Source organism: Paenibacillus senegalimassiliensis (assembly GCF_001486585.1).
GTDB classification, from domain to species: domain Bacteria; phylum Bacillota; class Bacilli; order Paenibacillales; family Paenibacillaceae; genus Fontibacillus; species Fontibacillus senegalimassiliensis.
Map to the genome: position 1 here is coordinate 751,831 of NZ_LN909046.1, position 13,876 is coordinate 765,706.

Annotated in this window: 18 protein-coding genes; all 18 read left to right on the top strand. The window is 50.4% G+C overall.

Annotation, left to right across the window (positions count from 1 at the left end; all coding sequences use genetic code 11):
• Positions 1–13 precede the first annotated feature (13 nt).
• The 18 genes from BN3279_RS17495 to BN3279_RS17580 all read left to right on the top strand — a co-directional run bounded on the left by BN3279_RS17495 (position 14) and on the right by BN3279_RS17580 (position 13,876).
• Positions 14–247 carry a hypothetical protein gene (locus tag BN3279_RS17495; RefSeq protein WP_232436878.1) on the top strand — a complete coding sequence of 78 codons (234 nt, stop codon included), beginning with the start codon at positions 14–16 and terminating at the stop codon, positions 245–247.
• Between the two features lie 117 nt (positions 248–364).
• Complete coding sequence (gene cmk / locus BN3279_RS17500) at positions 365–1,057, top strand: (d)CMP kinase (RefSeq protein ID WP_187377815.1); 693 nt, start codon at positions 365–367, stop codon at positions 1,055–1,057.
• 13 nt (positions 1,058–1,070) lie between these two features.
• Positions 1,071–1,649: a lysophospholipid acyltransferase family protein gene (locus BN3279_RS17505; RefSeq protein WP_059052482.1), complete on the top strand. Its 579-nt coding sequence runs from the start codon at positions 1,071–1,073 to the stop codon at positions 1,647–1,649.
• A gap of 139 nt (positions 1,650–1,788) precedes the next feature.
• On the top strand, positions 1,789–3,024 hold the full coding sequence (gene rpsA / locus BN3279_RS17510; RefSeq protein ID WP_059052484.1) for a 30S ribosomal protein S1: 1,236 nt from the start codon (positions 1,789–1,791) through the stop codon (positions 3,022–3,024).
• 185 nt (positions 3,025–3,209) lie between these two features.
• On the top strand, positions 3,210–4,532 hold the full coding sequence (gene der / locus BN3279_RS17515) for a ribosome biogenesis GTPase Der (RefSeq protein WP_059052486.1): 1,323 nt from the start codon (positions 3,210–3,212) through the stop codon (positions 4,530–4,532).
• Between the two features lie 11 nt (positions 4,533–4,543).
• Positions 4,544–5,158 carry a glycerol-3-phosphate 1-O-acyltransferase PlsY gene (gene plsY, locus BN3279_RS17520; protein ID WP_059052488.1) on the top strand — a complete coding sequence of 205 codons (615 nt, stop codon included), beginning with the start codon at positions 4,544–4,546 and terminating at the stop codon, positions 5,156–5,158.
• Positions 5,151–6,191 (top strand): NAD(P)H-dependent glycerol-3-phosphate dehydrogenase, encoded by a 1,041-nt coding sequence (locus tag BN3279_RS17525; protein WP_059052490.1) that lies wholly within the window; start codon positions 5,151–5,153, stop codon positions 6,189–6,191. The genes plsY and BN3279_RS17525 overlap by 8 nt, the downstream gene beginning before the upstream one ends.
• Positions 6,192–6,271: 80 nt before the next feature.
• The gene (locus tag BN3279_RS17530; protein ID WP_059052492.1) at positions 6,272–6,544 is read left to right on the top strand and encodes a stage VI sporulation protein F; all 273 of its coding nucleotides are present in this window, start codon (positions 6,272–6,274) and stop codon (positions 6,542–6,544) included.
• Between the two features lie 157 nt (positions 6,545–6,701).
• A complete protein-coding gene (locus BN3279_RS17535) occupies positions 6,702–6,881 on the top strand; it encodes a DUF2768 family protein (protein WP_059052494.1) in 180 nt (59 codons plus the stop codon).
• A 38-nt stretch (positions 6,882–6,919) separates the two neighbouring features.
• Complete coding sequence (locus tag BN3279_RS17540) at positions 6,920–7,558, top strand: nucleotidyltransferase family protein (RefSeq protein ID WP_059052495.1); 639 nt, start codon at positions 6,920–6,922, stop codon at positions 7,556–7,558.
• 10 nt (positions 7,559–7,568) lie between these two features.
• On the top strand, positions 7,569–7,919 hold the full coding sequence (locus BN3279_RS17545; RefSeq protein ID WP_059052497.1) for a 2Fe-2S iron-sulfur cluster-binding protein: 351 nt from the start codon (positions 7,569–7,571) through the stop codon (positions 7,917–7,919).
• A 10-nt stretch (positions 7,920–7,929) separates the two neighbouring features.
• Complete coding sequence (locus BN3279_RS17550) at positions 7,930–8,694, top strand: hypothetical protein (protein ID WP_059052499.1); 765 nt, start codon at positions 7,930–7,932, stop codon at positions 8,692–8,694.
• Between the two features lie 423 nt (positions 8,695–9,117).
• Positions 9,118–10,596, top strand: coding sequence for a stage IV sporulation protein A (spoIVA, locus tag BN3279_RS17555; RefSeq protein WP_026263374.1), 1,479 nt, complete (start codon positions 9,118–9,120; stop codon positions 10,594–10,596).
• A gap of 238 nt (positions 10,597–10,834) precedes the next feature.
• Positions 10,835–11,107 carry an HU family DNA-binding protein gene (locus BN3279_RS17560; protein ID WP_018751416.1) on the top strand — a complete coding sequence of 91 codons (273 nt, stop codon included), beginning with the start codon at positions 10,835–10,837 and terminating at the stop codon, positions 11,105–11,107.
• Positions 11,108–11,227: 120 nt separating this feature from the next.
• Positions 11,228–11,482 carry a trp RNA-binding attenuation protein MtrB gene (gene mtrB, locus BN3279_RS17565; RefSeq protein WP_059052500.1) on the top strand — a complete coding sequence of 85 codons (255 nt, stop codon included), beginning with the start codon at positions 11,228–11,230 and terminating at the stop codon, positions 11,480–11,482.
• 114 nt (positions 11,483–11,596) lie between these two features.
• Positions 11,597–12,139 carry a hypothetical protein gene (locus BN3279_RS17570; RefSeq protein ID WP_059052502.1) on the top strand — a complete coding sequence of 181 codons (543 nt, stop codon included), beginning with the start codon at positions 11,597–11,599 and terminating at the stop codon, positions 12,137–12,139.
• Between the two features lie 133 nt (positions 12,140–12,272).
• Entirely contained in the window at positions 12,273–13,145 is an 873-nt protein-coding gene (locus tag BN3279_RS17575) for a heptaprenyl diphosphate synthase component 1 (RefSeq protein ID WP_059052504.1), read from the top strand.
• A gap of 11 nt (positions 13,146–13,156) precedes the next feature.
• Complete coding sequence (locus BN3279_RS17580; RefSeq protein WP_059052505.1) at positions 13,157–13,876, top strand: demethylmenaquinone methyltransferase; 720 nt, start codon at positions 13,157–13,159, stop codon at positions 13,874–13,876.

Genomic DNA, 13,876 nt, shown 5'->3' on the forward strand with positions numbered 1-13,876 from the left:
TGAGCTAGGAGGGATGAAGGTGAAAAATGCTGACGATATCAAGGATGCCGAGGCATTTACCGGATTATTTTTGCAATTTTCAGATGGGATAGAGAAATGGCTGAGACGATTGGTTCTGGTATTGCTTATAGGACTTTGCTTGTTCCAGGGGCTATTGCGCATTCCGGCACTACGTTATTATCTCGCTTCGGCAGATCGATATGAGGGGGTGCCCATCCTCAGGGATGCAAGCCAAGAAAGCAATTAAGCTTTGGAATATCCAATATTGATTCTTTTGCATCCCTCTATGTTATGTGGTATAATTTTCACGTCGCAGGCAATGCCTGCTTTTTTATTGAGGATGTGTTTGAGGAGGAGTACCCCTTTGGCAAGTCAGGCGTCTACAGCTCATGACAACATCAACATTGCAATTGACGGTCCTGCCGGAGCCGGGAAGAGCACGATAGCCCGAATGGTGGCCAGCAGATTAGCTTATGTCTATGTCGATACCGGGGCAATGTACCGGGCGGCAACATGGTATTTTCTGCAAAGGGACATCGGTTCGGATAACGTGGAGCAAATCATGCACATTTTGCCGGATCTGGACATTGAGTTGTTGCCCGGCGAGCAAGGGCAGCAGGTTCGGGTGAACGGTGGAGACGTCACGGAGGACATCCGTTCTCTAGCCGTCAACGCCCAGGTATCCCGATATGCGCAAATCGAGGGGCTGCGTAGCAGGCTTGTCTCTCTGCAGCGGCAAATGGCTTTGCGCAAAGGCGTCGTGATGGACGGGCGCGATATCGGCACCACGGTTCTGCCCGATGCGGAATTGAAGATTTTCATGACCGCCAGCGTCCAGGAGAGAGCGCGTCGTCGCTACAAGGAAATGAAGGAGCAAGACGAAATTTCATTCGAAGATTTGGTGCGTTCGATTGCGGAGCGTGATCGGCTGGATCAGGAACGGGAAGTTTCACCGTTGCGTCAGGCCGAGGATGCTATACTGCTCGATACCACGGATATGTCTTTGGATGAAGTCGTGGATCACATCATTTTGCTTGTGCAGAACCTACGGAAGTGAGAGTTGACCAGAGATGATTTACAATTTTTGTCGAGGTGTGCTACGCATTTTCTACAAATTAGTGTTCCGCCTGGAGCCTATCGGCTTGGAGCATATTCCGCAAGAGGGCGGCGTATTGCTGTGTTCTAACCACATTAGCCTGTTTGACCCTCCCACCATCGGCATTATGTTAAAACGTAAAGTGCATTTTATGGCGAAGAAGGAATTGTTCGATATCGTTGGTTTTGGCTGGCTCATCAAGCAGCTTGGCGCTTTCCCGGTCAAACGGGGCGGAGTCAGCAAAGAGTCCATTAAGCAATCGCTTCTATTGTTGCGAAATGGTCATGTTATGGGTATTTTCCCGGAAGGTACACGTTCCAAGGGAGAAGATCAGGCAGTTGGCAAGAGAGGCGCGGCTACCTTTGCCCTTCGCAGTGATGCGGCAGTGGTTCCGGTGGCGATCATCGGTAATTACCGATGGTTCAGAAAGATGCGCGTAGTGTATGGTCCACCGGTAGATCTGACGGAGTTCAAGGAGAACGGCGGCCCGGATGCAGCGGAATTGGCCACTGCAAGAATCATGGCACGCATCGGAGAACTGAAGAAGCAGTAGGCTTTGAGGTTTCGTCCCAGCATGCATGAAGATAGAGGATATATGGAAAGATAACCTTTAAATAGGTTGCAGGCAAGTTTTGAACTTCGCTTCAAGCGGGTTTAAATAAATGGTTTTTTGAATTGAGGAGGTTATTGACATGTCGGAAGAAACAAAAAATGTTCAAGACGCTACAGAAGTAACAAATCAGGATGAATTGGAACAAATCGTTTCCTTGAAAAAGGGGGACACCGTCAAAGGGACGATCGTAAAAATCGAGGATAACCAAGCTTATGTAAGCATTGGATATAAATATGACGGTGTGATTCCTATTCGTGAGCTGTCTTCTGTTCACCTGGACAACGCTTCGGACGCGGTTGCCGTTGGTCAGGAAGTAGAAACCAAGGTTGTTAGCATCGACGACGAGAAGGAAAGACTGGTGCTTTCCAAACGTGCTATCGACAGCGAAAACGCTTGGGAAGAGCTTGAGAAGCGCTTTGAAAGCGGAGAAGTATTTGAAGTGACCGTTGCCGATGTCGTTAAAGGCGGAATCGTTGCAGACGTTGGCGTACGTGGATTCATTCCAGCATCCATGGTAGAACGTCATTTCGTTGAAGATTTCAGCGACTACAAAGGCCGCACGCTTCGCGTCAAAGTGAAAGAACTGGACCGTGAGAACAACAAGGTCATCCTTTCGCAAAAAGACGTGCTAGATCAAGAATTTGAAGCTAACAAGCTGAAGGTTATGGGCGAATTGAGCGAAGGCCAAGTGCTTGAAGGTACGGTTCAACGCTTGACTCAATTTGGCGCATTTGTTGATGTTGGTGGCGTTGACGGTTTGGTTCACGTCTCCGAAATCGCTTGGAGCCATGTTGAGAAGCCATCCGACGCTTTGTCCGAAGGCGACCAAGTGAAGGTTAAAGTGCTTAAGGTTGATCCTGAGAAGGGCAAAATCAGCCTGAGCATCAAAGCGGCGCTCCCAGGTCCTTGGGATACAGCGGCTGAGCAATTCCACACTGGGGATATCGTCAGCGGTGAAGTAAGACGCCTGGTGAACTTCGGAGCATTCGTAGAAATCGCTCCTGGCGTGGAAGGACTCGTTCATATCTCTCAAATTTCTCATAAGCATATCGGTACTCCGCATGAAGTATTGAAAGAAGGCCAAACGGTACAAGTGAAGGTGCTTGACGTAAATACTTCGGAGAAGCGGGTTAGCCTCAGCATCAAGGAAACGGAAGAAGCTCCGGCTCCAACGCCTAGAAGCGAAAAACCGTCCAAAGGCAGCAGCGTGAGAAAAGAAGATTTGGGTGATAACCCTAACGTATCCTTGAACAACCAAGGATTAAGCATCACGCTAGGTGAGCGTTTCGGCGACAAGCTTAGCAAATTGAAATAATCAGGTTTTTTGTGGCTCGAACATCGGCGGACCCTGAAGAAGCGGGTTCGCCGTTTTTTTTAAGATAAATAAATACAGCCATTCCACCGTTTTTTTGCTATGATGATTTACATGTTACGGTCAATAAAATCATTAAACATAGATCAAAGATGTGGATGGAATGATCAGCAATAGGAGGTATGTCTATGGCAAGACCCGTAGTGGCTATCGTTGGACGGCCAAATGTGGGGAAGTCCACAATTTTCAACCGAATCATCGGTGATCGACTTGCAATCGTCGAGGACAAGCCGGGGATTACGCGCGACCGGATTTACGGAGCCTCGGAATGGAACGGCAAGGCGTTTAGCATCATTGATACTGGTGGCATCGAACTTGATGATGAAGAGCCGATACTGAAATCGATCCGCATGCAAGCGGAGTTGGCGATTGAAGAGGCGGACGTTATCGTATTTATGTGCGATGCGAAAGCGGGGGTGACTTCTTCGGATGAAGAGGTGGCGACCCTGTTGTACCGATCGGGCAAGCCAATCGTAGTCGCGGTGAACAAGGTTGACAATATTGGCCGGGTTGATAATATCTATGAATTTTATAACTTGGGATTTGGTGAACCTATCGGTGTTTCAGGCAGCCATGGTACCGGTATCGGTGATTTGCTTGATGCGATCGTAGATAACCTTCCTGAGCTTGTGGACGATGAATACGATGAGGATGTTATTCGCGTAGCCTTGATCGGTCGCCCTAATGTGGGCAAGTCTTCACTCGTCAACGCTATTCTTGGTGAAGAACGCGTTATTGTCAGCGATATTGCCGGAACCACTCGCGATGCAATCGACACTCCATTTGAGAAGGATGGACAACGTTATGTCCTCATTGATACTGCCGGGATGCGCAAACGTGGCAAAGTATATGAGACAACGGAGAAGTACAGCGTAATGCGCGCTATGAAGGCTATTGAGCGTGCGGATGTGGTGCTTGTGCTGATTAACGGAGAAGAAGGCATTATCGAGCAGGACAAGCATATTGCCGGTTATGCTTATGAAGCAGGCAAGGCATCCCTTTTTGTCGTTAACAAATGGGATGTTGTCGAGAAGGACGATAAGACAATGCAGCAGTTCGAGCAAAAAATTCGTGATCACTTCTTGTTCATGACGTATGCACCGGTCGTGTTCCTGTCGGCCAAGACCAAGCAACGCCTGCATAAGCTATTGCCCGTTGTACAGCATGTAGCGGATCAGCATACCAAACGCGTACAGACGCATTTGCTGAACGACGTGGTGTCCGATGCTATTGCGATCAATCCTCCGCCTACCGACAAAGGACGGCGCTTACGGATTAACTACGTCACTCAGGTAGCGGTTAAGCCGCCTACCGTCGTGGTGTTTGTTAATGATCCGGAGCTCATGCATTTCTCTTATGAGCGTTACCTGGAGAACAAAATTAGGGCGGCATTTGATTTTGAAGGTACGCCCATCCGTCTGTTCACACGGCGCAAGTCTGATGAAGGTTAGGGGAGAATAAGGTGATTTTACCTGTTGTTGCGGTTATCATTAGCTATCTGGTTGGTTCGATCAGCTTCAGCGTCGTGCTGGCCAAAGGTTTGAAGGGAATTGACATTCGGCAACATGGGAGCGGGAATGCCGGAGCAACCAATACGTTGCGCGTGCTTGGCAAGGGACCGGCTATTCTCGTTCTGATACTTGATGTAATGAAGGGCATTGTTGCGGTTTGGCTTGGTCACTGGCTGGGCGGAGGAGATCCATGGACAGCTTCGCTCTGCGGTATTGCCGCGATTATTGGTCATAACTGGCCGCTGTATTTCCGCTTTCGAGGCGGAAAGGGCATTGCTACAACGATCGGCGTCATGGCAACACTGTTCTTTCTGCCCGCATTGTACGCAGGGGTTGTTGCGATTCTTTGTATCGTGTTCACCCGCTACGTATCGCTGGGCTCATTGATCTTTGTGTTGCTGACGCCCCTATTTCTGGTGGCGATCTCCGGAGAACTGGGACCTTATTTCTGGATGAGTCTGATTATTTGTGTGTTCGCGTTCTGGAGACATCGCACCAATATAGATAAGCTTGTTCATGGTAAGGAGAATAAGCTGGGTTCCAAAGGAGGAGATCGCGTTGTCTAATAAAGCTGCCGTATTGGTGGCGGGCAGTTGGGGAACGGCACTAGCCAGTGTGCTCGCCGACAAGGATATGGATGTGGCCCTGTGGACACGCAACGAAGCGCAAAAAGAAGAGATTAATACCAAGCATCGCAATGAACGTTTCTTGCCAGATATCGATTTATCCCCTCGTTTGAAGGCGACGACAAACCTTGAAGCCGCCGTAAGCGGTGCCAAGGCTGTAGTTATGGTTGCTCCGTCTTCGGCGGTCCGTGAGGTGGCTAGAGCCTTGAAGCCCTATTGGCATGAGGATATGCTGGTTGTTCATGCGACAAAGGGTTTTGAAACGGAAAGCTTGAAGCGGGTGTCTACGGTTATTGCCGAGGAGTTAGGCTGCGATGAGGGCAGGATTGTCGTCTTATCCGGGCCGAGCCATGCCGAAGAAGTCGTCAAGCGCTGCCCTACAACGGTAGTGGTTGCTGCGGAAGACGAGTCTCAGGCCGATCTGGCTCAGGATTTGTTCATGAACCCTTATTTCCGAGTATATACCAATCGTGATCGGGTTGGCGTAGAACTGGCCGGGGCGTTGAAGAATATCATTGCCCTGGGGGCTGGCATGTCTGATGGACTTGGATATGGCGATAATGCCAAGGCGGCGCTGTTGACGCGCGGGCTTGCAGAAATTACGCGAATCGGAGTCGAAATGGGCGCTAACCCGCTTACATTTGCCGGGCTGGCTGGAATCGGGGATTTAGTCGTCACGGCGACAAGTCGACATAGCCGCAATTGGCGAGCTGGCTTTATGCTCGGCGAAGGCAATTCCCTGGAAACGGTGCTGAGCTCCATGGGAATGGTGGTGGAGGGAATTCGTACCACGAAGGCCGCCCATGCCATCTCCGAGAAATATCAAGTGCAGATGCCTATTGCTGCCCAATTGTACCATGTTCTGTTCGAGGGAATGGACCCGCGCACCGCTGTTGAAACGCTGATGGGCCGGGACAAGAAGACCGAGATGGAAGTTATATCCTTGGAAACTTGGGAGCAGTGGCACACGTAAGCCTGTTTTCCGGGACGTCGTCACCTTTCGCTTGTCCTCCTCATACATTGGTTGAAGAGGACAGCGGAGGAGGCGATAGCGTGAGCAAAATATCCAAAGAGGCCTTGAATGCCATCAACAAGAAGACCGGCAAGACGATTTCGGAAGGTTCGGTCAAGAAGCTGGCCAGTACGGTCAAACCGTCTACTATGAAGAATGAAGCTGAACTGCGCAAGCTGATCAAACAAGTATCGGCCATGGCGAAAGTGCCGGTCACGGAAAGCACCGTTTCGGAAATTGTCAATGCCGTGAAGAAAAGCGGTATGAACCCGTCCAATATGGAAGCTTTGATGAAATTGATGATGAAGAAATAAGGATGCTTTCTTGGGACTCCAAAGCTCTGCGGCATAGTGTCGCAGGGCTTTATTTGATTTGGCCTGATCTGGTTGCGCTTTCACAGCGTAGCCTCATCGGCGGAAAAATGCTATAATATGGATCATATTAAACGATAGAAAATGGGAGAATTGAACGATGGATGCTATGACAAAGATGTGGTTGTCGATCGCGGCAGTTCTAATTATGGGTATATCCGTATTTTTGATTACGTTTGCACGGACAAAAACTAAAGGGCTTGTGAAATGGGTCCTGTCATTCATCGCTTTCCTCATCATGCTGACGGGATTTCTGGCGGGTCTTGTATCCATCACGTAAGCTCTGTAAACATTGGTGAATAGAGAAGGGGAATCTATATGGTTGAATCACAAAGCGCGCTGTATGCCCGGTTGACCGTAGCGCTTGAGGAGCTTGCGGGTCAGCTTGCGGGCTCGCCGGAGGCCTGGCTGTTAGGCGGAAGTTGCGGCTTGTGGCTCCAGGGTGTACCACTGGAGTCCCCGCCAAGGGATATAGATATTTATGCGGATACGGAGGAAGCTCACAGCTTGCATGAGCGGCTAAGCTCGCTGGCTACAGACAAGCCTGCCTATGATCGCAACGAGCGTTATGCCTCTGTACTTAGCCATTATCGCCTGGGTGACCTGGAGGTAGAAATGGCCGGGGGGTTTGAAATACGCACTGCACGTGCTTCTTACCGTACGGAGGTGAATGAGCTACTGGCCGGAGCTTCACATCAGGTTGCTTTGCAGAAGGCGGTAATACAAGTCATGCCGCTGGCCCATGAATTTATATTCAATTTGCTGCGGGAGCGGCACGATCGTTATTTGCCAATCGCTGCGGTCATGCGCAAAGAACCGGAACGGCATTTGCCCTTGTTGCTGGAGCTGCTTAAGAGAAATGCCTGGACTTCTGATCTAATCGGACGTATGGCGGAACTGCTGGATCGGCCGCTTCTGTCCCAGCCATGGCAGGAGTACCATGGCTGGGAAGAATGAGGATTAAATCATGGAGAAGATAGTAGTAAATTTTCAACCCATGGATAAGTCCGTCAAGGTACGCCCGGGAACAACGGTACTCAGGGCCGCGCGTGAAGCGAAGGTTCCTATCTCTACCCGTTGCGGAGGGAAAGCGGGGTGCCTGATGTGCAAAATTTTGTTGGAACCAGATCAAGCTGCTGCACTGACTTCGCCTACGGAGGCGGAGCGGCGGAAGCTTGGCTATCAGATCGAACAGGGTTATCGGCTGGCTTGCCAGGCGAAAATTTGCGGGCAAGGCGTGGTACGAGTGCCTGAGGACCCTCTTAAGGCGGCCATCCGCAAACAATTAGAGCAGCAACAAGATGATAGCTTGTGGTAGGAGGATAGTGATGCCGGCAGCGAGCAGTTTAATACGAAAATGGAGCAAACCGTTTGTCTGGTCTGGCCTGGCCACGTTGCTATTGATCTTTTCTACCGGTTGTATGTACCGGGGAGAGCAGCAGAAGGCCGGACCTGTATCCTATGCCGAGAGCGTGGGACGTGTTCAGCAAGCCTTGGACCGCTTTCAGGAGGAACGAGGGATTTTGCCCATCTTCACTGCGGGGGAAGAGATACCTCGTTATGAGAAGTTTCGCCTGAATTTGGGTCAAATGAAGCAGTTGGGTTATTTGGACGATATTCCGGCAGCGGCCTTCGAACAAGGGGGCAGTGTTTATTTCCTGGTCATTAACGAAGAGGTGGACCCTACCGTGAAAGTAATGGATTTGAATACGGTGCAAAAGGTTAACGATGTGCAGCGTCAGGTAGAACTCTACCGTTCCCAGCATGGAGGACAGCTTCCAGGCCAGGTGGACGGAGAGGCCTATCCCGGACTGTACCAAGTAGACTTATCGCTGGCCCAAGCCTCGCAATATGAGCTGCTAAGCGTATATTCTAGCCAGGCTCTGCCTTATCTCGTAGACGCGGCCGGGCATGTCTATGTAGACTACGCCTATGATATTATGCAGGCCATCGATCAATCGGGTCGTTTGCCTCAAGGGGAAGAGGATTTGCGGCAATGGCTAACAGACCGCTCATCTCAGGTGCCGGTAAAATCGCTGCCTTACCGTTGGCTAGATGGGGCTCCACTAGCTGAGCTTACCCCGGATCAATAATTATAGACCGCAAATGGGGTCCATTCACCCACAATCATGCCTTTCGGAGAAATCCGAAGGGCTTTTGTTGTTATACCATTAGCGGAATACTCTTTTCACTAGAGTCATACAAATGAAAATGTGGCGTTTATTGCCCGCCTGGTTCGGGCTGAACGAGCGGCTTTGCAAAAAAAGTGGGCTTGTACGGTTATTTCCGTCATATTTGCGCATCTGGTACATAAGATGTTACTAGTCCAAATGCATGTACGAGTTAACGTCGCTTCGTTCAGGTTCTTTCCACCTTGGATGGCGGCGGCGGACACGGGCAAGAGGGGCTGCCGCTCCTGTTCGTAGCAGTGGTTCTGAAGGAATGGTGAATAACGAAGCGGATGCTCTCAAGGCATTTTTCCTTCGGCGAAATTTGAGGAGGGGATATCATTGGTATTGGAGAAAGTGGACATTTTTAAAGACATTGCTGAACGCACCGGAGGCGATATCTATTTGGGAGTCGTCGGGGCGGTACGAACGGGGAAATCAACCTTTATTAAACGTTTTATGGAAACGGTTGTGCTCCCTAACATCGCTAGCGAAGCCGATCGGGTTCGCGCAGTGGATGAGCTTCCGCAAAGCGCCGCTGGCAAAACCATCATGACTACGGAACCTAAATTCGTGCCTAACAATGCGGTGCAGATTAAGGTGGCAGAAGGACTCGAGGTGAATGTCAGACTCGTCGATTGCGTCGGCTATGCCGTGGAAGGCGCAAAGGGCTATGAGGACGAAAATGGTCCTCGCATGATCTCGACGCCATGGTTCGAAGAGCCTATACCGTTCCAGGAAGCGGCTGAAATCGGTACGCGCAAGGTCATTCAGGAGCATTCTACGCTGGGCGTTGTCGTGACCACCGATGGCACAATCGCCGATATTCCGCGTTACTCTTATGTGGAGTCAGAAGAACGAGTTATCGAGGAACTGAAGGAAGTTGGCAAGCCATTTGTCCTAGTCATTAACTCTACAAGACCTAATAGTGAGGAAGCGCTGCAGCTTCGCGGTGAACTGGCCGAGAAGTATGATATTCCGGTGATTACGTTAAGTGCAGCAACCATGACCGAGGAAGATGTAACCGGCGTACTTCGCGAAGTGCTCTACGAATTCCCTGTGCATGAAGTGAATGTCAACTTGCCTAGCTGGGTGATGGTGCTGAACGAGAACCACTGGCTGCGCAGTAATTATGAGAATTCCGTTCGCGATACGGTTAAGGACATCCGCCGGTTGCGTGATGTGGACCGGGTTGTGGGTAACTTTATGGAATATGACTTCATCGACCGGGCAGGGCTTAGCGGCCTGAATATGGGGCAGGGCGTAGCTGAAATCGACCTGTACGCACCGGACGATCTGTATGATAGTATCCTGATGGAAGTGGTGGGCGTTGAGATTCGCGGCAAAGACCATTTGCTCCAGCTTATGCAGGAATTCACCCATGCTAAGCGGGAATATGATCGCTTCGCGGAAGCGCTGGAAATGGTTAAGACGACCGGTTACGGCATCGCTGCACCATCGCTTGCAGAGATGGCTCTGGATGAGCCGGAACTCATTCGTCAAGGCTCACGGTTTGGCGTAAGACTGAAAGCGACGGCACCATCCATCCATATGATTCGCGTGGATGTGGAATCGGAATTTGCCCCGATTATAGGCACTGAGAAGCAGAGCGAGGAACTGGTTCGTTATCTGATGCAAGATTTCGAGAACGATCCAATCAAGATCTGGGAGTCTGATATTTTCGGCCGCTCGCTGCATTCCATTGTACGCGAGGGCATTCAGGGCAAGATTGCCATGATGCCGGACAACGCTCGCTACAAGCTGCAGGAAACACTGGGTCGTATCATCAACGAAGGCTCGGGTGGGCTCATCGCGATCATCCTTTAAAACCGATTTTACTTTAAGTAACCGTGCGTGTGCCAGGCTGGCCGCGTGCGGTTATTTTGTTGCCAAAATGCCGCTCCAGGTTGAAATACTTGAAATTATGCCCGGGCTGTATTACTATAAGTTTGTTCCGCGCCCCATAAAATATGCCAATAGGGCTCATTTCGCGTATATTCTGCGATAAAACGGAAACACAAATAACAAGTGGTATAATTTTCCTTGACAGGGAGGTGAATCAGAAATGAACAAATCCGACTTGATTTCTCAAGTGGCTGAAAGCACGGAATTGTCCAAGAAGGATGCAACGAAAGCGGTAGATGCTGTTTTCGAAGCTATTTCCGAAGCGCTCCAAAGTGGAGACAAAGTTCAACTGGTTGGCTTTGGCAACTTTGAAGTCCGTGAACGTTCTGCCCGTAAAGGCCGTAACCCGCAAACCGGAGAGGAAATCGAAATCCCTGCGAGCAAAATTCCTGCCTTTAAACCAGGCAAGGCGCTCAAAGACGGAATTAAATAAAGATTTCTATATATCTTTCCGTGCAAAAGACCGTGGGCTTTCCGTTCACGGCTTTTTCTTTTCACGGAAGGTTGTAGAGCAGAGAGCAGCCTGATCAAAAATGCAAAGGGAGGCGCAGCCATGGTGGACAATCAGAACGTAGGCGGCAATGAATCGGGGGTTACGGGCGGGGATTACTTTGTCGTTAAAGCCAAGGAGCAAGGAGTTACGGTGATCGGTCTGACCCGGGGGAAAGATACTCGCTTTCACCATACGGAGAAGCTGGACAAAGGCGAAGTGTTAATCGCTCAATTCACGGATCATACGTCGGCGGTGAAGGTCCGCGGCAAAGCACTCGTATACACCAAGCATGGAATTATCGATACGGAAGAATGATTTTTCAAATCGCAGGCATAGCCTGCTTTTTTTCTATGTACAATGGGGTATAGGACTCTCGGACAGGGTGGGTTATTCCGAACGGTCTGATCGCATCTGAAGGGAGAGTGCCCCATGTATGGGAAAATAGTCTTCCGAGCCGTACTGCTGGCTATGAGCTGTGCTATGTTGTGGGCGGCGATATCTTCGCTTGGTGATTCACAGACAGAGCAGATGCCCTATGCAACCACTGTATTTGCAGGACAAAAGCCAGTCAGGTTGACGGAGGATAATTTGGTTGATGGTTTGTCCGTTCTACCGCTTCCGTTACCGCTCGCCAAGGTGGATTTGAATGCAGGCATCTTGTCCGTCGATTTGAAGGTGATGGATGAGGAGTCAAGCACGGAGCAGGTCTACCGGGGGATGGCCGAGCTGATTTCCTTTGCTTTTGAGCATACTAGCAACGTAGACCAATTGTTGCTGCGTGTGCTGGCCGAGGACCGATGGCTGGGCACGAGATATCTGCTTATCGCCGCTGACGTGAGGCGGAACGAAATATCAACCGAGGAATTGTCCGGCTTACGGGATATAGGAGATGGCCCATTGACGGAGGATTTGCAGTCAAGAATGCATGTCACGCAGACGCAGCTATGGAAGTCTCGCTTCCTGAGTGAGTAGTGTCCATATTTCTCTTGCGGATCACCGTTCACCTCTGTGCGCAGTGAAATAACATATGCTATAATAGACAAGATTGTGACAGAATTATTGTGAATCAATGAATGATAAAGGACTAGCGGCTCGGAGGCAAAGGATGAAACCTTATCGCATAACTGAATTGGCACATAAATATGTCAGCTATGACATGATTACCGCATACACGGCGCTTCCGGAATTTCCGGTGCCCCGTGTTCGCTTGCTTTATACCTTTCTAAACGACCGGGAGGAGGGCTCGGCTTCGACGGCGGAGACTTGTTCGCTCGCTGCTTTCCTTGTGCAATTAGGCATGGATACCCATGATCAGATTGATTTGGAGCAGGGATTAGCCGAGGCTTCGCCTGAGATGCGCGCAAGGCAGCTTAAGGTGCTGGCGGGGGATTACTTCAGCGGCGCCTTCTATCAATTGCTGGCCCAGGCCGGAGAGATTGGTATGGTGTCCCGGATGAGTGCGGCCATTTGCGAGGTAAACCGGCTGAAGGCACGTTTGTATAGCCGGCTCAAGCGGATGGTGGTTCCGGCGGAGGAATACGTGAAGGAATGCGTCCATGTGAGGATGGGGCTTTTTCTTTCTTTTACGCATTTGCTGGACCAATCGGCCCAAAGCATGTGGCAGCATTTACTGGCGGAATTAAGTCATTGCGAGGTTGTCATGGACGAGATCCGCTTGGCTGGACAATTGCCGCAGGAGCGCAAAGGTTATGCCTACCTGCGAATCATGGAAGCCGCAACCTCCGAGGAACGGGAGACGCTCTCCGAACGCAAGATCGGAGAACGCGACTGGACGTTGCTATTAGCCAAATATAACATCAGAGAGCAACTGACATCCATGCTCCACCAATCGGTGGACCATGTGCAATCACTGCTTCATGAATGCAACAAAGAAACGGTGCGGGCCGAACTGCGAGCGATTGTTGAGCCGTTTGCCGCCGTATTGTCGCCTGTGCGCCGTTCCGTGCAAGAAGGGTAGGTAATTTGCGAATGAGTCCATCGACTTCATCGGAGAACAAGGAACAGTTTGTACACTCCGTCTTTGAGAGCATTGCTCCAAAATACGATATGATGAATGATTTAATTAGCTTTAGACGCCATAAGGCCTGGCGTAAGTTCACGATGGCCAAGATGAAGATGTCCCCTGGGGACACAGCTATTGATTTATGCTGCGGCACCTGCGACTGGACGATCAGTATGGCTCAGGCCAGCGGAGGGACGATTACCGGCCTTGACTTCAGTGAGAATATGCTGGAGTTTGGACGCCGCAAGGTGGAGGAGAGCGGATTCGAATCGCAAATCTCCTTGATTCAAGGGAACGCGATGGCATTGCCGTTTGAGGATGACACCTTTGATTATGCGACGATCGGGTTTGGCTTACGCAACGTGCCAGATCTGCGTCAAGTTTTGCAGGAGATGAAGCGGGTTGTGAAGCCGGGCGGTATGGTCGTTTGTCTGGAATTGTCCAAGCCAACCTGGCAACCCTTCAAGGGACTTTATTATTTCTACTTCCAGAAAATTATGCCGATGGTCGGTAAGCTAGTGGCCAAGCGGTACCAGCAATATAAGTGGCTGCCGGAGTCACTGGTTCAGTTCCCCGGGCGCGCAGAGCTTGCCCAAATCTTCCGGGAGACCGGATTAATCGGGGTCGAAGCCTATCCTTTAACTGGTGGAATTGCCGCTCTGCACATCGGAACGAAGGAGACGTAA